This is a genomic window from Microbacterium testaceum StLB037, from assembly GCF_900104345.1.
Lineage (GTDB): Bacteria > Actinomycetota > Actinomycetes > Actinomycetales > Microbacteriaceae > Microbacterium > Microbacterium testaceum_A.
The window spans coordinates 125,384-144,725 of record NZ_FNJN01000001.1 but is presented as its reverse complement, the minus strand read 5'-3'; the positions used below and the strand labels follow the sequence as shown (position 1 = coordinate 144,725).

Sequence of the window (19,342 nt, the reverse complement as noted above, 5' to 3'; positions counted from 1 at the left end):
GGGGGCGCGAGCCGGTCCGGATGGCCGGGCGATGGGGACCGGCGCGATCCGCCGGCGCACCTTGCGCTGAACACAACGCAGGAGATGTGCGCGCGCGACCCCGGCCGCAGCGCGATCTCGGCCGGAAGAGCGTGCGTCTCCTGCGTTATGTCACCAGGGGGCGGGTTCGCACGCCGGGGCGAGCGGTGGCCGCGACGCGGGTCAAAGCCCGCCGACGGCGCCCGAGCCGAAGGTCTGCGCGTCGCGGTGGGCGAGGATCTGGTTGACCTCGACCTGGTCGACGAGCGTCTCGTGGACGAGCACCGCGTGCGGGATGTTCTTCAGGCGCAGCGGAGGCTCGACGCCGTTCGAGAGCGAGAGCGTGCCCGCGCCCCACATCCGCTGCAGGATGCCACGCCGCATCTCGATGGCGTACCCGCGCACGTGGGAGACTTCGCGCCGGTTGGCCCCGAACGGACCGGAGCGCTCGATCACGCGGCGCGTCGTGATGGTCCAGGTGTGCGAGAGCCATACGAGGTAGGGGACGACCACGAGCAGCAGGACGAGCACGCCCGCCGCGGTCAGCAGCATCCAGTTCTCGTAGGGCGCGGGAAGGTTGTCGTAGAAGAAAGCTGTCGCCCCCGCGACGCCGATCAGGACGAGCGCCGACCAGAACAGGCGCCGCGCGTGCGAGCGCAGTCGAGCGATGCGCAACTCGGGCGCGGCCGTCCCCGGCGCCGGCATCCGCGGGCGCCCGATCGAGTTCGACGGCTGGGTCACGGTCTCATTGTGCGACGCGCGGGGCCCGGCGGGCCGGTGCCACGCGGGGCGCCTCGCCGTCAGCGGACGTGGACCACGTCTCCGGCCGAGACGACGGTCTCGATGGTGCCGGCCTCGACGACGAGGCGCCCGTCCCGGTCGAGGCGCGTGGCCGTGCCCTGGAGGGTGGAGCCGTCGGGCATCGCGACGGTCACCTCTTTGCCAAGGGTGACGCAGAGTTTCTCGATCTCAGAGTGCACGCGCTCGACGTCGTCGTGCGCGAGGCGCGAGAGCATCTTGCCGAGATCCTCGAGGTAGCCGGCGAGGAGGCGGTCGTCGTCGCACTCCGCGCCGATCGCGGCGAACGAGGTCGCGGTGGTGACCGGAAGATCGGCGCGGCTCATGCGCGTGTTGACGCCCGCCCCGACCACGACCGTGTCGGCCGCGCCGGGTACGACCTCGGCCAGGATGCCGCAGATCTTGCCCCCGTCGACGAGCACGTCGTTCGGCCACTTCAGCTCGGCCGACCCGCCGTGACCGGTGAGCTGAGCGCGCACCGCACGCGTCATGGCGGCCCCCGCGACCAGCGGGATCCACCCGCGCTGGGCGATCGGGACCATCGCCGCGTCGACGACGACCGAGACGGCGAGCGCGGTTCCCGCCGGCGCCGTCCAGCTTCGGTCGAGCCGCCCGCGCCCGGCGCGCTGGTCGTCGGTCACCAGCAGCGACAGGTGCGGCCAGCCCTCGGGATCGGCGGTGACCGCCGCGATCACGTCGGCGTTCGTGGAGTCGGTCGTCTCGACGACCTGCACGCGCGGGCTGTGGGCGGCGGCGAGCGGGTATCCGGCGGCGGGGATCGGCATGAGCACACCCTAGAGAACGCACCGGTCTCGCGGCATCCTCTTGCGCTCGTCGCGGCGGCCCGACACGGGAGCACATGGGCGGATGCCACAGTGCCTCGCGCATTCGCTTGTGCGCACCCTCCAACGCGGGCGCCGACGCTGTCGCTAGGGTGGAAAGCGTGACCGACCAGCCCGATCTCTTCACCACCGCCGGCAAGATCGCGGACCTGCGCAACAGGTTCCAGGAGGCGGTCGTCGACGCCGAAGCCGCCGCCCGCGACAAGCAGCACGCGAAGGGCAAGCTCACCGCCCGCGAGCGTCTCGAGATGCTTGTCGACCCCGGCTCGTTCGTCGAGCTCGACGAGTACGTGCGCCACCGCACCTCCGCGTTCGGCATGGACAAGTCGCGCCCCTACGGCGACTCGGTCGTCACCGGCACCGGCACGATCCACGGCCGCACGGTCGCGGTGTACGCGCAGGACTTCTCGACCTTCGGCGGGTCGCTCGGCGAGGTCGCCGGCGACAAGATCATCAAGGTGATGGAGCTGGCGCTGCGCAGCGGCATACCGATCATCGGCATCCTCGACTCGGGCGGAGCCCGCATCCAGGAGGGCGTCGTCGCGCTCGGCAAGTACGGCGAGATCTTCCGCCTGAACACCGCGGCATCCGGGGTCATCCCCCAGATCTCGATCATCATGGGACCCGCCGCCGGCGGAGCGGTGTACTCCCCCGCCCTCACCGACTTCGTCATCATGGTCGACAAGACCAGCCAGATGTTCGTCACGGGCCCCGACGTCATCAAGACCGTCACCGGCGAAGACGTGGGAATGGAAGAGCTCGGCGGAGCCCACACCCACAACACCCGCTCGGGCGTCGCGCACTACCTCGCCGACGACGAGGACGACGCGATCGACTACGCGCGCGGCCTCATCAGCTACCTGCCGGACAACAACCTCGCCGAGATCCCGGTCTACGACACGCCCTTCGAATTCGAGACGACGGATGCCGACCGCTCGCTGAACACCGTCATCCCCGACTCCCCGAACCAGCCGTACGACATCCACACCGTGATCGACGGCATCGTGGACGCGGCGGAGTTCCTCGAGGTGCAGCCGCTGTTCGCGCCCAACATCGTGATCGGCTTCGGCCGGATCGAGGGCCGCACCGTCGGCATCATCGCCAACCAGCCCTCGCAGATGGCCGGAACCCTCAACATCGACGCGGGAGAGAAGGCCAGCCGCTTCGTGCGCTTCTGCGACGCGTTCTCGGTGCCGATCGTCACCCTCGTCGACGTGCCCGGCTACCTCCCCGGCACCGACCAGGAGTGGACCGGCGTCATCCGCCGCGGCGCGAAGCTGCTGTACGCCTACGCCGAGGCCACCGTGCCCCTGGTGACGGTGATCCTGCGCAAGGCCTACGGCGGCGCGTACATCGTCATGGGCTCCAAGCAGTTGGGCGCCGACATCAACCTCGCGTGGCCCACGGCTGAGATCGCCGTCATGGGCGGCCAGGGCGCGGTCAACATCCTCTACCGCGGTGAGATCAAGCGCGCAGAAGAGGCCGGCGAAGACGTCGCGGCCGTGCGCACGCGCCTGGCGAACGAGTACACGTACAACGTGGCATCCCCCTTCCTCGCCGCCGAGCGCGGTGAGCTCGATGGGATCATCGAGCCGGCGCAGACACGCGTCTCGATCGCCAAGGCCCTGCGGGCGCTGCGCAACAAGCGCGCGAGCCTGCCCGCGAAGAAGCACGGGAACATCCCGCTGTGAGCGACACCGTCGACCCCGACGCCCCCCGACCCATCGTCGCGGAGGTCGTACGCGGCACGCCCACCGAGGAGGAACTGGCCGCGGCGATCGTCGTGGTGAGCGAGTCCTACGTGCGCGAGGTGGCCGACGCCACGGTTCCCGACGAGACGCCGCGCTCCCGCTGGGAGCTGTCGGCTCGCGGCCTGCGCACCCCGCTGAACCGCACCGCCGGATGGCACGGTTTCACCGGCTGACACGTGTTCGAAATGTCCCCCGAAATACCTACAGACGGGCGAGGGACACTGCCGAATACTGGAGGAGCTGGAACGCATCACGCGTTCGGTCGGACCGCTCCTTAGAGCCGGATTCGACCGCGCGGACGGTTTTCGGGTAACCGTTCGCACGGGTGAGGGGCAGGCGCATTCGCCGCCCCTCACCCCCATCCTCTTCCCCCGCGGAGGGCATGGCAGCGTCGACGGACCCCCCTCACGTCGTCGCCGCCGGCCGCGGGGGCGCGCACACGCGGGGCTCGATCACAGCCGAGATCACGGTCGCGGCACTGCTTCCGCCTGCGGGTCAGCGCGGGCGACGGATCTCGCGCCAGAGGTCGACCTGATCGTCGTCTCCCCCGGCGCTCTCACCACTCGAGCGCCCGACGATCGTGACGGCGATCTCGTGGTGCGGAGAGGTGCGGATGATCACGCGCTCCGACACGGACTCCCGCAGGATGCCCGCCAGCTCGGATCGGATGCCCTTCAGATCCGCGGCGCCGAGTCCCTCGAGACCGCCCTCGTCGAACAGACTCACCGCGGACCCCCGGCGGCGCGCGGCGTCGATCTCGGCCCGCACGTCGTCGTCGAGCAGGCGGTTGCCCCGCAGCTCGTCGCGCAGGCTGGCCTCGGCGCGTCGAGCGGCCTGCTTGTCGGCCGCGCGCAGGTTGCCGCCGTTCTCGATGGTGCGGGCGAGGATGGGGCCCGCCGCCTGCAGCGCGCGCTGAACGTGAAGTCGACGCTCTCGTTGCCGGCCGCTCTGCGAGGCCTGCCACGCGGATGCCGCTTGCTGGAGCTCGGCGAGACGCTCGGCGTCCCGCGCCGCGCGGTCGAGGGCGATGGTCACGAGCTGCGCCGCGGTCACCCACACGATCGAGCCGACCAGGCCCAGGCTGAGCGCCTGCAGCGGCCCCAACCAGAACGACGTCGACACGGCGAGGATCAGCATCCCGACCCATGCGACGATGGGCCGGCGCCGCACCATGACGATGGTCATGAGCGCGCCGACACCGCCGATCACCCACGTGACGAAAGGCTGCGTGCGACCGGCCTCGGTGACCGCGAGGAACGTCGCGTTCGACACCACGATCGCCACCACGAGAGCGAGCACGACCCCCCAGGCGGGCAGTCGCGCACCCGCGGTCGGCGCCGGCTGTCCCCGCCGACCGCGCGCGCCGATCGCGAAGATCCACATCCACGTCACCGGGAGGTAGAGCACCAGGGCCGCCACGATGAGCCACCCGCGCTCGACGGTCTCGGGAGAGGTCCAGATGAGGCCGCGCGCCGCGAGGTAGGCGGTGAAGGCCAGTCCGATGACCGACAGGATGGCGCGAACGGTCACCAGCGGTCTCCGCTCTCCCACTCGAGCGTCACCGTCGTGCCACCGGCGTGCGAGTCGATCTCGCTGCGACCGCCCACGGCCGCCAGTCGCGCGTCGATCGAACCGCGGATGCCGAGTCGGTCGGCCGGGATGGCGGTGACGTCGAAGCCGGGGCCCGTGTCGCGCACCCGGACCGACACGCTTCCCGGGGAGGCGTAGCCCGTCAACTGCACCGTGAGGCCCTGCGCATCGGCGTGCTGTACGGCGTTGGCGACGGCCTGCATCGCCGCAAGGACGAGAGCGCGGGCGATCCGCCCGGGGACGTGCGGTGTGCCCTCGTCGACGTGGCGGACGACGGTCAGGTCGACCCCGAGCTCGCGGGCGGCGGCCTCGATGTCGTCGGCCAGGCGCAGCGCGGGGACCGGCTCGTCGCTTCCTTCGAGGGAGTCCTTCTCGGCGTTCGCCAACCGGGTCAGCGCCTCGCGCGCCATGCTGACGGCCAGAGTGCGCTCGCGCGGGGTCGTGGCGCGGTCCGCCGCGAGCAGGGCGCCCAGGACGCTGTCGTGCATGAGAGCCGCCACCGCGACCCGCTCGTGCTCGGTCGCGGCCGTCGCGGCCGCGGCCGCGTAGCTCGACACGGCCGACGCGCGGGCCTGGTCGACGTTCGCGGCGATCGAGCGGTACATCCAGCCGAGGGTCACCAGGACGCTGCCGAGGATCAGCGCGAACGAGACGTCGAGCGAGATCGGCAGGATGAACTCTCCCCGCCCGCCGGCCTGCAGCAGGCGCACCACCCCGAACAGCAGCGGCGCGGCGACCGTCCAGACGATCTGCAGCGAGAGGGGGAACGCGACCACGGTGGCGACCGTGGCGACGTTGATGAGGTAGAAGATCCAGGGGTTCTCGGTGGGGACCGGCGTGGGTCCGCCGGCCGTGGCAACGGGCCAGAACGCGAGGGCGAGCATGAAGACGACCGCGAAGACACCCGAGAACACCCGCGCGAAGCGTCCCACGGTGCATGCGACGATCATCGCCACCAGCGGCACGAAGACGGCGAGGACGAGAGGCATGTGCCACCCGGCCGCCTCATCTCCCGGGCCGAACGCGGCGACGAAGGCCTGCAGCCCCAGCACGAGAGAGCCCGGGCCCACGATCAGGGTGATGACGCGCTCGATCCGCGTCTGCGTGAACGACCCCTGCTCCGCCTGCCCCTCGCGGGTGTGGGGGATCCGCCCCCAGGCTTCGTCGAGCACGGACCGATGGTTCTCAGCCATGGCGGGGAGCATCATCGGGTGCGTCCTGCAGGATGCCGTCCTCCATGGCGCGCCGCAGCAGGTCGACCTTCGTCGGTGCCGGGCGCCCCACCTCGACGTACTTCACGCGGACGCGGGTGATGTTCTCCTTGGCGGTGGAATAGGCGACGCCGAGGCGGTCGGCGACGGCCTTGAGCGGAAGGCCCGCGGCGTACAGGCGCAGGACCTCGCGCTCTCGAGCGGACAACTGCGCGTCGGCGAACTCCCGATCGCCTTCGACGGCGCTCGCCCACTCGACGTTGTCGAGCACCTCGCCCCGGGCGACGGTGCTGATGGCGCCGAGCACCTCGTGCGTCGGCGACGACTTGCTGACGATCCCCGCGGCGCCCGCGGCGAGTGCCTCGCGCACCGCGGCGGCGCGGTCGGCGACGCTGTGGATGATGACGCTGGAGCCGTCGCGGACGACGCGGTCGACGTTCTCGGAGACCGTCGTGCCGTCACCGAGCGTCAGGTCGAGCACCACGACGTCGGCGGGGTTCGCGGCCGCCGCTTGACGCCAGGACAGGTACGAGGCGACGTTCGCGCCCGAGAAGACGACCTCGGTGGCCTCGGTGCGCGCGAGGGCGGCCTCCAGCCCGAGTCGGACCGACTCGTGGTCATCGATGAGGGCGACGCGCGTCATCCCCACATCGTATCGGCGCGGGGGCCGCCGCGCGGGTGAAGGTCACGCGACCCGGCGCGTCAGCGGCGCAGCACCGTGACGGCCTCGACGTGGTGCGAGTTCGGGAAGAGGTCGACACCCCGGATGCCGCGCTCGGCGCGGTACCCGAGTTCGGCGAACAGCGCCAGGTCGCGGGCGAGGGCCACGGGGTCGCACGCGACGTAGACGACGGCGGACGGGGACAGCGCGGCGATGCCCTCGACGGCGACCCGGCCCGCACCCGCCCGCGGCGGGTCGAGCAGCACGACACCGCGCTCCAGACGCTCGCGTTCCCGCTCGGAAGCGCCGGCGGCGAGGTTCTGGACGTAGCGATCGACCCGTGCCGTCTCGGCCCGCGCACCGACCCACTCGGCGAGGTTCTCACCGGCGTGCTCCGTCGCCCGGGGGTCGGATTCCACGCTCACCACGCGCGTCGACGACCCGCCCAGCTCGGCGAGCGCGGCGGCGAAGAGGCCGACGCCGCCGTAGAGGTCGAGGTGCATCGCCTCGGGGTCGAGGGCCTCGACCGAAGCGGTGAGCTCCGCCGTGACGAGAGAGGTCAGCGTGGACGCGGCGAGGCGGTGCACCTGCCAGAACCCGCCCGCATCGACGCGGAAGACGCGCTCACCGACGATCTCGTCGACGACCTCGGGGGCAGCGGTCGAGCGCTCGCCCTCGGGCCGTGGCAGGACGCGCACGCGTCCGTCGGCCGGCTGGACGAGGTCGACGCGCCCGGGGCGCGCTCCCCCGCGCACCTCGGCGGCCGCGCGAGCGACGGCCTCGGTCGCGAGGGGGAAGTCGGGGGTCTCGACGACGTGGTGCGACCGCGCGGCGTAGGCGCCCACCCGGCCCCGGTCATCGACGTGGAGGCTCACGCGCGTCCGCCAGCCCGTTCCGTCGACGGACTCGGGGTGATCGGCGTCGCCGGCGGGGCGCACGTCGACCGGCAGCTCGAGCCGGCCCACGCGCTCCATGGCCTCGCGGATCACGCGCTCCTTGAGGGCGCGCTGGTGCGCGAGGTCGATGTGACCGAACTCGGCCCCGCCCACGCGTTCCGCGGGATCCACACCGATATCGGCCGAACGCCAGACGTGCGGACGGCGCTGGGGAGCGGCATCCACCACCTCGACGGCCTCGGCCCGCCAGAACGCCTTCTTGCGGGTGTCGGTCAACCGCGCGCGGACGCGTTCGCCGGGCATCGTGTCCGAGACGAAGACGACCCGCCCCTCGTGCCGTCCGACGAAGACGCCGCCGTGGGCGATGCCGGTGATGTCGAGTTCGATGAGGTCGCCGTCGTGCATCCTCCGAGCCTGTCATACACGGCCGGGAGACCGCCGGGGGCGGACGCGGCGACGCCCGACCGCCCCGGTAGGAGGTCCCTGAGCTCGTCGAGGGGTCCGGGCGGCGCGGAGACCGCCGCCCCCGCACCTGGGTAGCGTTGTCGCATGCGCGTGTGCTTGGCATCCACTTCTCCCGCTCGACTCATGCTGCTGCGCCAAGCGGGCATCGAGCCCGAGGCGCGGGCACCCCAGGTCGACGAGGAAGCCGTGATCGCCGAGGTCGAGGCGGCCGAGGCCCGGCGCCTGCCCGCCCCCGAGCACGTGCTGCTGCTCGCGCGGCGCAAGGCCGCCGACGTCGCGCACCGCCTGCGCGCCGAGGAGCCCAACTTCGACGGCTTCGTCATCGGGGGCGACTCGATGTTCGCCCTCGGCGACGAGATCCTCGGAAAGCCGTACACCCCGGATGCCGCGACCGCACGCTGGCGCGGGATGCGAGGGCGCACCGGGGTGCTGCACTCCGGTCACAGCGTCTTCCGCCTGTCCCGCGGCTCCGAGCCGCGCGAGGCCTTCGCCGTCGCCGAAGCCTCGGTGACCTTCGCCGCCGACGTCGACGACGCCGAGATCGCCGCGTACGTGGCCACCGGCGAGCCCCTACTGGTGGCGGGGGCGTTCACCGTCGACAGCCTCGGCGGGGCGTTCATCGAGCGGGTCGACGGGGACCCCTCGACGGTGGTGGGCATGTCGCTCTCGACGGTCCGCCGACTGGTGCGCGAACTGGGCGGTTCGTGGACCGACCTGTGGAACCGTTCGTAGACTCCCTCACACGTTTTTCGGCGTTTCTTATCGAGGAGGGTCAAAAGGCCGGGGTAACCCCTCGCTAGGCTGGGAGGATGCCGAAGATCGCCAAGGTCCTTGTCGCCAACCGCGGCGAGATCGCCGTCCGAGTCATCCGCGCCGCCCGTGATTCGGGGAAGGCCTCCGTCGCCGTCTACGCCGATCAGGATCGCGACGCCCTGCACACCCGCCTCGCCGACGAAGCCTACGCCCTCGACGGTGCGACCAGCGCCGACACCTACCTGTCGATCGAGAAGATCCTCTCGGTCGCCCGCCGCTCCGGCGCCGACGCCGTGCACCCCGGCTACGGCTTCCTCGCCGAGAACGCCGGCTTCGCCCGCGCCGTGATCGGTGCCGGCCTCATCTGGATCGGCCCCTCGCCCGACGCCATCGAGGCCCTGGGCGACAAGGTCACCGCGCGCCACGTCGCCGAGAAGGTCGGCGCCCCCCTGGCCCCCGGAACCCCCGGCCCCGTCTCGGGTGCCGACGAGGTCATCGCCTTCGCCAACGAGGTCGGCCTGCCGATCGCCATCAAGGCCGCGTACGGCGGCGGCGGACGCGGGCTCAAGGTCGCGCGCGAGCTCGACGAGGTCGCCGAGATGTTCGAATCGGCCACGCGCGAGGCGGTCGCCGCCTTCGGCCGCGGCGAGTGCTTCGTCGAGAAGTACCTCGACAAGCCGCGTCACGTCGAGACGCAGTGCCTGGCCGATGCCGCCGGCAACGTCGTGGTCGTCTCCACGCGCGACTGCTCGCTGCAGCGCCGCCACCAGAAGCTCGTCGAAGAGGCCCCCGCGCCGTTCCTGACCGACGAGCAGAACGCCATCCTCTACTCGGCGTCGAAGGCCATCCTCAAGGAGGTCGGCTACGTCGGCGCCGGAACCTGCGAGTTCCTCATCGGCGCCGACGGCACGATCTCGTTCCTCGAGGTCAACACCCGCCTGCAGGTCGAGCACCCCGTCTCCGAAGAGGTCACCGGCATCGACCTCGTGCGCGAGCAGTTCCGCGTCGCCGAGGGCGAAGAGCTCGGCTACGACGACCCGGCCCCGGTCGGTCACTCGATCGAGTTCCGCATCAACGGCGAGGACCCGGGTCGCGGGTTCCTCCCCCAGCCGGGCCCGATCCACGTCTTCAAGACCTTCGGCGGCCCCGGCATCCGCCTCGACTCCGGCGTGACCGCGGGCGACAGCGTCTCGGGCGCCTTCGACTCGCTGCTCGCGAAGATCATCGTGACCGGCCGCGACCGCGCCGAGGCCCTCGAGCGCTCGCGCCGCGCCCTCGACGAGTTCGAGGTCGCCGGCATGCCGACCGTCATCCCGTTCCACCGCAAGGTCGTCCGCGACCCCGCCTTCACCGCCGAGAACGGCGCGTTCGGCGTGTTCACGCGCTGGATCGAGACGGAGTTCGTCAACGACATCCCCGCGTGGGACGGCGAGCTCGAAGCCCCCGCCGCAGCCCCCGGCCGCCACACGGTGGTCGTCGAGGTCGGCGGCAAGCGTCTCGAGGTGAGCCTGCCCGACCGCATCACGGCCGCGGCTCCCTCGGTCGGTCGTCCGGCCGCCGCTCCCCCGTCCCGCCGCGCGCACGGCGCCTCGCCCACGGCCGGCGCCACCGGCGACGCGGTGAAGTCGCCGATGCAGGCCACCGTCGTCAAGGTGGCCGTCGAAGAGGGCCAGCAGGTCGTCAAGGGCGACCTGGTCGTGGTGCTCGAGGCGATGAAGATGGAGCAGCCCATCCAGGCCCACAAGGACGGCACCGTCGCGAGCATCGACGCCTCGGCCGGTACCACGGTCGCCGCGGGGCACCAGCTGCTGCTGATCAGCTGACGGGCCCCTCCGTTCGACACGGCGCCGCGCTCCTTCGGGGGGCGCGGCGCCGTCGTTCGTGCGGGGCGCATTCATGAGCGCGCGCTGCACCGGCAAACGCACGCGAAAGCGTTTCTCCGTGCAGGGAACGTTTATCGACGACCCCGCCCCGCCGGGGCACCGACGGGTGACGGGTGCCGCGAGGCCGCGGCATCCGGAGGGCTCAGTCCTCGCCGGGGTCGTCGCGATCGACGATGTGCATGGCGCGCGCAGCGTCGGTGATGCTCGAGGTCAGCGAGGGGTACACCGCGAACACGCGCGCGACCTGGTCGACGGTGAGGCGGCGCTCGACGGCGATCGCGATCGGGTAGATGAGCTCCGACGCCTTCGGGCCGACGATCACGCCGCCCATCACGGTGCCGCTGCCCTCGCGGGCGATCAGCTTGACGAAGCCGTCGGTGATGCCCTGCATCTTCGCGCGGGGGTTCGCCGAGAGCGGGAGCTTGCGCACCTTGCCGGCGATCCGCCCCTCGGTGATGTCCTGCTCGCTGAAGCCGACCGTGGCGATCTCGGGCGCGGTGAAGATGTTGGCCGTGATGCGGCGCGTCTCGAGCGGGATCACGATGTCGCCGAGGGCGTGGAAGATCGCCTGACGCCCCTGCATCGAGGCGACGGATGCCAGGGGGTAGAAGTTCGTGCAGTCGCCCGCCGCGTAGATGTTGGGCACCGAGGTGCGCGCGACGCGGTTGACGCGGATGTGACCGGATGCCGTCATCTGCACCCCCGCCTGCTCGAGCCCGATGCCGGCAGTGTTGGGGATCGACCCGACCGCCATCAGGCAATGGCTGCCCTCGATGGTGCGGCCGTCGGAGAGGGTGACGGTGACGCCATCGCCGGTGTTGACGACCGAATCGGCCCGCGCCTTCGCCAACAGGGTCATGCCGCCGCGCTGGAACACGCGCTCGAGCACGGCCGCGGCATCCTGATCCTCACCCGGGAGCACCTGGTCGCGGCTCGAGACGAGCGTGACCTTGGCACCGAGGTTCATGTACGCCGAGGCGAACTCGGCGCCGGTCACGCCGGAGCCCACGACGATGAGGTGCGAGGGCACCGACTTCATGTTGTAGAGCTGCGTCCACGTGAGGATGCGCTCGCCGTCGGGCTTGGCCGAGGGGAGCTCGCGGGGAGACGCACCGACCGAGACGACGAGGGTCTCGGCCTCGACACGGTCGAAGTCGGTTCCGCCGGCCTCGGTCGAGACCACCACGGCGCCGTTGCCGTCGAGACGTCCGTGGCCCGAGATGATGCGGACACCCGCCTCGAGCAACGAGGCGCGCATGTCGTCGGACTGCTGCCGCGCGAGTGAGAGCAGGCGCTGGTTGACCGCGGCGAGGTTGATCGCCACCTCGGGGGTCAGCGGCTTGCCGCGGTCGTCCTTGGCGAACAGCTGCACGCCGAGGCTGCTGGCATTGCGGATCGCGACGGCCGCGTCGGCGGTGGCGATGAGGGTCTTCGAGGGGACCACGTCGGTGATGACGGCCGAACCGCCGACTCCCGCGCGCTCGACGAGGGTGACGTCGGCGCCGAGCTGCGCGGCGGAGAGAGCCGCCTCGTATCCGCCGGGGCCGCCGCCGACGATCGCGACGGACTGCTTGCGCTCGAAGCTCTGCACCATGGCATCCATTCTGTCAGCGCTGGGCGGATGCCGATGCGCCACACAGCTGCGCCCGACACGATGATCCGAGGTGTGTGCCGTCTGGCCCGCAGGCCCCGCAGTTTCTAGAGTGGGGGAATGTCCAACAGCACCTCACACCCGCTCGACGACCCCGCGGTCGACCCGTTCGAGATCGCCGCCGCCGCGGCTGCCGACATCGCCCGCCTCTCGGGCGTCGAGCACCACGACATCGCCGTGACCCTCGGGTCCGGCTGGGGACGCGCCGCCGAGCTCATCGGCGAGGAGACGGCGTCGTTCCCCGCGACAGAGGTCGTCGGTTTCTCCAAGCCCGCCCTCGAGGGGCACGTCGGCACGCTCCGCAGCGTCCGCACCCCCGGCGGCAAGAACGTCCTCGTCATCGGCGCCCGCACGCACTACTACGAGAACCACGGCGTGCGCCGGGTCGTGCACAGCGTGCGCACCGCGGCCGCGACGGGTGCGAAAACGATGATCCTCACGAACGGCGCCGGCGGCATCCGCGAGACGTGGAAGCCCGGCCAGCCCGTGCTCATCAGGGACCACATCAACCTCACGGCCGACTCGCCCCTCGAGGGCGCGACCTTCATCGACCTCACCGACCTGTACTCGAAGCGCCTGCGCGACATCGCCCGCTCGATCGACCCGTCGCTGGACGAGGGCGTGTACACGCAGTTCCGCGGGCCGCACTACGAGACGCCCGCCGAGGTGCAGATGGCCAAGACCATCGGCGGCCACATCGTCGGCATGTCGACCGCCCTCGAGGCCATCGCCGCGCGTCAGGCCGGCATGGAGATCCTGGGCTTCTCGCTCATCACGAACCTGGCCGCCGGCATCCAGCAGACGCCCCTCAGCCACGAAGAGGTGCTCGAAGCCGGCCGCGAGGCCGAGCCCGTGATCTCGGCGCTGCTCGCCCGCGTGATCGGCGCGTTGTGAGCGCGTACGTCGACGCGGCCCGCGCCTGGATGGCGCAGGATCCGGATGCCGTGACCCGAGAGGAACTGTCGGAGCTGCTCGCGCGCGTCGAGGACGGCGATGCGGAGGCTGCGGCCGACCTCGAGGATCGCTTCTCGACGCGGCTGGCCTTCGGCACCGCGGGACTGCGCGGAACGCTCGGCGCCGGCTCCAACCGGATGAACCGCGTGCTCGTCGGCCAGGCGGCGGCCGGGTTCGCGGCGTACCTGCTCGAGCGCTCGGGCGGCGAGGCGCCGACCGTCGTGGTCGGGTACGACGGACGCCGCAACTCCGATGTGTTCGCGCGCGACTCGGTCGAGATCTTCGCCGGCGCGGGCCTGAACGCGATCCTGCTCCCCCGCCTGCTGCCCACACCCGTGCTCGCCTTCGCCGTGCGCCACCTCGGCGCCGACGCCGGCGTCATGGTCACCGCGAGCCACAACCCGCCCGACGACAACGGCTATAAGGTCTACCTCGGCGGCGACGACCAGGGTGCGCAGATCGTCTCTCCAGCGGATGCCGAGATCGCCGCCCACATCCAGCGGATCGCTGACGAGGGCAATATCACCACCCTCCCTCGCTCGGTCGGCTACGCCAACGCCCCCGAGTCGGTCGTCGAGGCGTACGTCTCCACCACCGCCGCGGTGGCACCCGCACCCGCCGCAGCCGAAGGCCTCAACTGGGTCTACACCGCCATGCACGGCGTCGGGTGGGAGACCGTCTCGCGCGTGTTGACCGAAGCGGGCTACCCCCAGCCCACCGTCGTCGAGGCGCAGATCCACCCCGACGGGCGCTTCCCGACCGTCGCGTTCCCCAACCCCGAAGAGCCCGGGGCCATGGACCTCTCGTTCGAGACGGCGCGCGCCGTCGACGCCGAGCTCGTCATCGCCAACGATCCGGATGCCGACCGCCTGGCCGTCGCGATCCCCGACGCCGACTCCGAGGGCGGGTGGCGACGACTGACCGGCAACGAGATCGGGCTGCTGCTGGGGTGGCGCGCGGCGCGGCTCGCGGCGGAGGGTGCGGGTTCGGGCATCGGCGGAGACGCCGGGGCGCCGGCATCCCTCGCCTGCTCTCTGGTCTCGTCGCCCGGACTCCAGGCCGTCGCCGAGCACTACGGTCTCGAGTTCCACTCGACTCTCACCGGGTTCAAGTGGATCTCGCGGGCGCCCGGCATCGTGTTCGGCTTCGAGGAGGCCCTCGGCTACCTGGTCAACCCGACGACCGTGCGCGACAAGGACGGGATCTCGGCCGCCGTGGCTCTTCTGGGCATGGCATCCGAGGCTCGCGCTCAGGGCCGCACCGTGGCCGACCTGCTGCAGGAGTTCCGCGAGACGTTCGGCGCCTTCGCGAGCGACCAGATCTCGGTGCGCGTGAGCGACGTCAGCGAGATCGCCGGGATCATGGCCGCGCTGCGCGCAGAGCCCCCCGCCGCGGTGGGCGAGATTGCCGTGTCGCGCATCGACGACCTGCTGCAGGGTGTCGACGGGTTCCCGCCGGGTGACGTGCTGCGCCTCTGGCTCGACGACGGCTCGCGGCTCATCGTGCGTCCCAGCGGCACCGAGCCCAAGCTGAAGCTGTACCTCGACGTGCGCGGCTCGTCGGCCAAGAAGGCGCGCCGGCGTCTGGAGGCCCTGCGCGCCGGGGCTGAGGAGCTGCTGGCGTCGCTGCGCTGACGGGCGTCGGCGGCCCGCGAGGGTTTTCCCGGTTTGGGGCGCATTCTGTCGTTTGGGGCGTATCTTTGTCGCCCCGAGCGACGGGATTCGCCCCAAACCGCGTTGGGGGCTATTCGGCAGCAATTCCTCCACAAGCACGATCGTCCGACGACTGTCCACAGAAGGGGCCGACAGACGGATGCCGTCGCCCGGCGATGCGCACACTCGGATCATGCTCGCGCTCCCTCCTCTTCTGTCATGGGAGGACCTGCGGGCTGAAGGCCTCGGACCGGTACGGACGAACCGGTTGATCAAGCAGGGCGACATGGTTCGACTCCGGCCCGGCGTCTACACCCGAATCGACCCTGCGCAGCCGCCCACTGCGGAGGAGTGGATCGTCTTACGGGCTCGAGCCCTCGCCCAGACCACCTCGGAGCCTCCGCTTTTCTCTCACCTCACCGCGGCCGCCCTACACGGGCTCCCGGTTCGGGCGCCGGCCTCGACGAAGGTCCACATCACCCTGCCGCCCGAGCGGCCCGGCGCGCAGTCGCTCGTGGTCAGGCACCGCGGCGAGGTGCCTGACGACGAGCAGGTGGAGCGCCACGGTGTCCGATTCACGAGCCTCGAGCGCACGATGGCCGATGTCGCGCGCACCGCGTCGTTCGAGACCGCGGTCTGCGCACTCGACGCTGCGTTCCGGCCGGTGACCGCCCCGGAACCCGGCGTGAACGACATCGCTGCGGCCGGCGAGCTGCGTGCGAGGGTGCTCGAGATCACGTCGCGCTCGGCCCATGGTCGCGCTCGTGCGCTCCGCGCCCTCGCCTTCGCCGATGGACGCGCCCAGCTGCCGGGAGAGAGCATCAGTCGCATCCGCCTCACGGAGCTGGGGTTCACCCGGATCGACCTTCAAGTGCCCGTCGCCGGCCCTTCCGGCCAGAACTACTACGTGGACTTCGGCCTCGACGACACGAGGGCGTGGGGCGAGTTCGATGGTGAGAAGAAGTACCGCGACGAAGCGATGCGATCGGGTCTTTCTCTCGAAGACGTCGTGCTGCGCGAGAAGCAGCGCGAGGACTGGATCCGAGGGACCACCCAGCGGCCGTTCGCTCGGTGGAAATGGGCCCACCTCCGCTCGGCAGAGACCCTCGCCCAGCGGCTCAAGAGCTTCGGGATCCGCGCGCGCTGAGGCGGGCCCCCGTGCCCCCAGTTTGGGGCGGATCTCGCGTGCCCCCAGTTTGGGGCGGATCTCGCTGTTTGGGGCGAAATTTGCCCGCCCCAAAGTGCGGATCCCGCCCCAAACCGAGGTTACCGGCCGTTCCCCGGCATGGCGCCGACATTCCGCACCCGGGCGTGATCACGCCGCCGGGCGTGACGGAGAAGGGTGGCGGCCGGGTGTGGGTCGAGATTTGTCAGTTGGGGCGTGAATATCACGCCGAGGTGCGAAATCCGCCCCAAACCGAGGAGGGCGACCCGTGCCGGGCCAGCCCCGCGTCAGCTCGGGGAGGCCGAGCGTCAGCCGTCGATCACCGCGACCAGTTCGTCCAGGAACGCGGGGAACGACACCGCGCGGCGGACGATGCGCTGCACGCTGTCGCGCTCGCTGAACACCTCGACGAACTGCTCGAACACCGTCTGGAAGGCCTCGCGGTCGGTCTCGCTGAAGGCCACGAGCGCCACGACCTGCACGCGACCCTCCCCCCATGCGATCGAGGGGTCGGCGATGCCGATGGCGATGCGGGTCTGGGTCGCCGTCATGCCCATCGCGTGAGGCACGGCGAGCGCGTCGGTGAACGCGGTGGACGAGATGGCCTCGCGCTCCACGGCCCGAGCCACGTAGGCGTCGTCGATCACGCTCTGCTCGACGAGCATCCCGCCGAGGCGTCGGATGACGCCGGCCTCGCCGTCAGCGGCATCCAGCCCCCGCACGAATGCCTCGGGCGCGAAGTACCGTTCGAGCTCGGCTCGCAGGCGCGCCAGACGCCGCCCGCGGCGGATGCGACCGGCGGCGGCTTGCACGCGCTCGACGTCGGCGTCGGTGAGGAACGGCTGGATCCGCACGAACCTGTCGCCCGGCCGCGGCGGGTCGATGGTCGTGAGCACGAGGTCGGTCTCGATCGAATCCCACGCCGGGTCGATGCGCGTCTCGACGCCCACGACCTCGATCGCCTGGCCGAGCGAGCGGTCGACGCTCGAGCGCAGGAGCTCGTGCAGCTCGTAGTACCCGGGGCACACGATGGTCGCCGTCAGCAGCTGGTCGGCGCGGCGGCTGCGCTCGAGACGACCGCCGACGTGCATCGCGATGTAGGCGATCTCGTCGTCGAGGATCGGGATGCCCAGGCCGTCCTGCAGCCCCTTGGCGATGTAGACCGCGACCTCGAAGATCATCGGGTACGTCGACTTCAGCGACCGCGTCAGCGGATTGCGCGACCACGCCTGCTCACGCGAGCGGTGCAGAAGGTTCTGCACGTGCAGCGCCAAGCGCAGGATGAAGTCGTCGTGGGCGATGTCGACGAGGAACTCGGATGCCGCGTTCTCGACGACCCGCCGGACGGCCACCTCGACCGCCGGGTCGAGGCGGGAGCGCACGTCGTCGCCGGCCGGGGAGCCGGGTGCGACGATGCGGGTCAGCACGAGGGTCGCGAGGTGGCGCAGGTCGCCCGAACCGAGTTGCACGCCGATGTGCTTGACCGTGAGCCGGTCGAGCAGGTCGACGACGGCGGCCGCGGCATCCGACGAATCCCCGCCCGGGGAGCCGAGGGCCCGATCGCGCGTGGTGCGGTCGGCGGCGATCGCGATGTGCATCACCACGTCGCCGATGCCGATCTCGTTGACGTAGTAGCCGAGGGCGCCGAGTTCGGCGACGAGTTCGGCTTTGAACGGCCCGAACGCGCGGGCGCCGACCGACTGCTCGCCGAGCGTGCGCCGCAGGGCGTCGAGGTCGAAGAGCCCGGCGTCCATCTCGTCGTGCGCGAGTTTCGACAGGAGCCGGCGTTGGGCGACCTCGGTTCCGCGCAGGCGGGCGGTGGATGCCGAGCGCTCGAGCGTCAGCTCGGTTCCGCCGAGCAGTCCCCGCACGCGTGACAGATCCGCCTCGAGGGTCGCGGCACTCACGTGCAGGGCGTCCGCCGTGTCGAAGACGTCGATGCCGTCGGCGGAATCCAGGAGCCGCCGGACGAGGGTGTGCAGACGGTCGCGGGGGGTGCCGGCATCCGTTCCGGTCAAGACCCGAAGGGCTGCGGCGGCGTCGGACCCGGCGCGATAGCCGAGGGGCCCGGACTCGATCGCCGCTCCGCCGGGGACACGGGCGTTGATCGCCGTGACATAGGACCGGACACTGCGCGGGGTCACCCCGAGCGCGTCGGCGAGAGACGCCGCGGTCGACCATTCCCCGTCCCGCAGCAACAGGGCCAGCAGGCGGTCTTGGCGAGCCTTCGTCGTCACGATCCGTCCTCCGCACCGCCCCGGTTGGCAGCGTTCCATCCATCCTTTCACGCCCGTCCGCACCGGGCGCGGCTCGGGACGGCGCGCGCAGGAGGCGGCTGCGGCATCCGCGTTCCGGGGGGTGGGAAACGAACCTGGTTGTCCGCTGTGAGACAGGTGCGGACAATCGAGAGGAAGAAAGGCCGGTCGATGAGGATCCTCGTGGTGTGTGGAGCGGGTGCGTCGAGCACGTTCGTCGCGCAACGCGTCCGTCGTGCTGCGCACGAGAAGGGCCTGGACTACTCCGCCTCGGCGGGAACCTCGCGCTCCCTCCCGATCGACCTCGACGCCGCCGATCTCGTGCTGGTCGGCCCGCACCTCGCCCCCGAACTCGAGCGCATCCGCCTCGAGGCCGCCCCGCGCGGCGTGACCGTCGTCCTGCTGCCCGACGACGTCTTCGCCGACCAGAGCGGCACCCGAACCCTCGCCCTGGTCGAGGACGCCCTGCGTTCCGCCCAGCCCGCGGACACGATCTGAACTCGACGGAGAGGACACCCATGCCCCACCTGACACGCACCGTCCGCATCGGATCGTCGCACGGCCTGCACGCGCGCCCCGCGAAGCTCTTCGCGCAGGCGGCGAAGGACTCCGGCATCCCGGTGACCCTCGCCAAGGACGCGGGGAAGCCGATCAACGCCGCGAGCATCCTCGGGATCATCGCGCTGGGACTCGAGCAGGGCGACTATGTGACCCTCACCGCCGACGGCGACAACGCCGAGGCGACGCTGGAGCGCCTCGCGGAGCTCCTCACCACCGACCACGACGCCGAGTAAAGG

General features: G+C 71.4%; 17 protein-coding genes. 9 read left to right on the top strand and 8 right to left on the bottom strand.

Translation table 11 applies throughout. The features are described 5' to 3' along the window. Positions 1–201: 201 nt before the first annotated feature. A complete protein-coding gene (locus BLS25_RS00640) occupies positions 202–759 on the bottom strand; it encodes a PH domain-containing protein (RefSeq protein ID WP_056226781.1) in 558 nt (185 codons plus the stop codon). 59 nt (positions 760–818) lie between these two features. Next, positions 819–1,601, bottom strand: a complete 783-nt coding sequence (locus tag BLS25_RS00635; RefSeq protein ID WP_074694384.1) for a biotin--[acetyl-CoA-carboxylase] ligase — start codon at positions 1,599–1,601, stop codon at positions 819–821. A 158-nt stretch (positions 1,602–1,759) separates the two neighbouring features. Here BLS25_RS00635 and BLS25_RS00630 point away from each other — a divergent pair, with 158 nt between their 5' ends. Together BLS25_RS00630 and BLS25_RS00625 are read left to right on the top strand one after the other, a co-directional pair. Continuing rightward, entirely contained in the window at positions 1,760–3,349 is a 1,590-nt protein-coding gene (locus tag BLS25_RS00630; protein WP_371129294.1) for an acyl-CoA carboxylase subunit beta, read from the top strand. After that, a complete protein-coding gene (locus tag BLS25_RS00625) occupies positions 3,346–3,582 on the top strand; it encodes an acyl-CoA carboxylase subunit epsilon (protein WP_056226777.1) in 237 nt (78 codons plus the stop codon). Before BLS25_RS00630 ends, BLS25_RS00625 begins: the two co-directional genes overlap by 4 nt. A gap of 322 nt (positions 3,583–3,904) precedes the next feature. Here BLS25_RS00625 and BLS25_RS00620 read toward each other — a convergent pair whose 3' ends face one another. From BLS25_RS00620 to BLS25_RS00605, 4 genes are read right to left on the bottom strand one after another with little or no spacing between them, the layout of a single operon-like run. Beyond that, a complete protein-coding gene (locus tag BLS25_RS00620) occupies positions 3,905–4,939 on the bottom strand; it encodes a hypothetical protein (RefSeq protein ID WP_081349633.1) in 1,035 nt (344 codons plus the stop codon). Next, the gene (locus BLS25_RS00615) at positions 4,936–6,192 is read right to left on the bottom strand and encodes an ATP-binding protein (RefSeq protein ID WP_256335504.1); all 1,257 of its coding nucleotides are present in this window, start codon (positions 6,190–6,192) and stop codon (positions 4,936–4,938) included. The genes BLS25_RS00620 and BLS25_RS00615 overlap by 4 nt, the downstream gene beginning before the upstream one ends. Continuing rightward, the gene (locus tag BLS25_RS00610; protein ID WP_056226776.1) at positions 6,185–6,853 is read right to left on the bottom strand and encodes a response regulator transcription factor; all 669 of its coding nucleotides are present in this window, start codon (positions 6,851–6,853) and stop codon (positions 6,185–6,187) included. The genes BLS25_RS00615 and BLS25_RS00610 overlap by 8 nt, the downstream gene beginning before the upstream one ends. Positions 6,854–6,912: 59 nt before the next feature. After that, positions 6,913–8,172 carry a class I SAM-dependent RNA methyltransferase gene (locus tag BLS25_RS00605; protein ID WP_074694084.1) on the bottom strand — a complete coding sequence of 420 codons (1,260 nt, stop codon included), beginning with the start codon at positions 8,170–8,172 and terminating at the stop codon, positions 6,913–6,915. A 144-nt stretch (positions 8,173–8,316) separates the two neighbouring features. On the opposite strand from BLS25_RS00605, the gene BLS25_RS00600 reads away from it, so the two are divergent. Together BLS25_RS00600 and BLS25_RS00595 are read left to right on the top strand one after the other, a co-directional pair. Then, positions 8,317–8,964 carry a Maf family protein gene (locus BLS25_RS00600; protein WP_074694083.1) on the top strand — a complete coding sequence of 216 codons (648 nt, stop codon included), beginning with the start codon at positions 8,317–8,319 and terminating at the stop codon, positions 8,962–8,964. 77 nt (positions 8,965–9,041) lie between these two features. Continuing rightward, entirely contained in the window at positions 9,042–10,808 is a 1,767-nt protein-coding gene (locus tag BLS25_RS00595) for an ATP-binding protein (RefSeq protein WP_074694082.1), read from the top strand. Between the two features lie 202 nt (positions 10,809–11,010). On the opposite strand, the gene BLS25_RS00590 is transcribed toward BLS25_RS00595, so the two are convergent. Continuing rightward, positions 11,011–12,471: an NAD(P)H-quinone dehydrogenase gene (locus tag BLS25_RS00590; protein ID WP_056226769.1), complete on the bottom strand. Its 1,461-nt coding sequence runs from the start codon at positions 12,469–12,471 to the stop codon at positions 11,011–11,013. A 108-nt stretch (positions 12,472–12,579) separates the two neighbouring features. On the opposite strand from BLS25_RS00590, the gene BLS25_RS00585 reads away from it, so the two are divergent. From BLS25_RS00585 to BLS25_RS00575, 3 genes are all read left to right on the top strand, one after another. Continuing rightward, positions 12,580–13,413 carry a purine-nucleoside phosphorylase gene (locus tag BLS25_RS00585; RefSeq protein ID WP_074694081.1) on the top strand — a complete coding sequence of 278 codons (834 nt, stop codon included), beginning with the start codon at positions 12,580–12,582 and terminating at the stop codon, positions 13,411–13,413. A 29-nt stretch (positions 13,414–13,442) separates the two neighbouring features. Further along, the gene (locus tag BLS25_RS00580; RefSeq protein ID WP_074694383.1) at positions 13,443–15,107 is read left to right on the top strand and encodes a phospho-sugar mutase; all 1,665 of its coding nucleotides are present in this window, start codon (positions 13,443–13,445) and stop codon (positions 15,105–15,107) included. A 304-nt stretch (positions 15,108–15,411) separates the two neighbouring features. After that, entirely contained in the window at positions 15,412–16,272 is an 861-nt protein-coding gene (locus tag BLS25_RS00575; RefSeq protein ID WP_143017780.1) for a hypothetical protein, read from the top strand. A 326-nt stretch (positions 16,273–16,598) separates the two neighbouring features. Here BLS25_RS00575 and BLS25_RS00570 read toward each other — a convergent pair whose 3' ends face one another. Beyond that, positions 16,599–18,566 carry a BglG family transcription antiterminator gene (locus BLS25_RS00570; protein ID WP_256335503.1) on the bottom strand — a complete coding sequence of 656 codons (1,968 nt, stop codon included), beginning with the start codon at positions 18,564–18,566 and terminating at the stop codon, positions 16,599–16,601. A gap of 150 nt (positions 18,567–18,716) precedes the next feature. On the opposite strand from BLS25_RS00570, the gene BLS25_RS00565 reads away from it, so the two are divergent. Beyond that, complete coding sequence (locus BLS25_RS00565) at positions 18,717–19,043, top strand: PTS sugar transporter subunit IIB (protein ID WP_056226764.1); 327 nt, start codon at positions 18,717–18,719, stop codon at positions 19,041–19,043. 20 nt (positions 19,044–19,063) lie between these two features. After that, entirely contained in the window at positions 19,064–19,339 is a 276-nt protein-coding gene (locus BLS25_RS00560) for an HPr family phosphocarrier protein (protein ID WP_056226762.1), read from the top strand. Positions 19,340–19,342 lie beyond the last annotated feature (3 nt).

Bases quoted from the DNA above. Each gene is read 5' to 3' on its own strand.
- BLS25_RS00595 (WP_074694082.1), top strand. From the start codon at position 9,042: ATGCCGAAGATCGCCAAGGTCCTTGTCGCCAACCGCGGCGAGATCGCC.
- BLS25_RS00565 (WP_056226764.1), top strand. From the start codon at position 18,717: ATGAGGATCCTCGTGGTGTGTGGAGCGGGTGCGTCGAGCACGTTCGTC.
- BLS25_RS00610 (WP_056226776.1), bottom strand. From the start codon at position 6,853: ATGACGCGCGTCGCCCTCATCGATGACCACGAGTCGGTCCGACTCGGG.
- BLS25_RS00605 (WP_074694084.1), bottom strand. From the start codon at position 8,172: ATGCACGACGGCGACCTCATCGAACTCGACATCACCGGCATCGCCCAC.
- BLS25_RS00635 (WP_074694384.1), bottom strand. From the start codon at position 1,601: ATGCCGATCCCCGCCGCCGGATACCCGCTCGCCGCCGCCCACAGCCCG.
- BLS25_RS00570 (WP_256335503.1), bottom strand. From the start codon at position 18,566: ATGGAACGCTGCCAACCGGGGCGGTGCGGAGGACGGATCGTGACGACG.
- BLS25_RS00560 (WP_056226762.1), top strand. From the start codon at position 19,064: ATGCCCCACCTGACACGCACCGTCCGCATCGGATCGTCGCACGGCCTG.
- BLS25_RS00600 (WP_074694083.1), top strand. From the start codon at position 8,317: ATGCGCGTGTGCTTGGCATCCACTTCTCCCGCTCGACTCATGCTGCTG.
- BLS25_RS00575 (WP_143017780.1), top strand. From the start codon at position 15,412: ATGGTTCGACTCCGGCCCGGCGTCTACACCCGAATCGACCCTGCGCAG.
- BLS25_RS00585 (WP_074694081.1), top strand. From the start codon at position 12,580: ATGTCCAACAGCACCTCACACCCGCTCGACGACCCCGCGGTCGACCCG.
- BLS25_RS00580 (WP_074694383.1), top strand. From the start codon at position 13,443: ATGGCGCAGGATCCGGATGCCGTGACCCGAGAGGAACTGTCGGAGCTG.
- BLS25_RS00615 (WP_256335504.1), bottom strand. From the start codon at position 6,192: ATGGCTGAGAACCATCGGTCCGTGCTCGACGAAGCCTGGGGGCGGATC.
- BLS25_RS00590 (WP_056226769.1), bottom strand. From the start codon at position 12,471: ATGGATGCCATGGTGCAGAGCTTCGAGCGCAAGCAGTCCGTCGCGATC.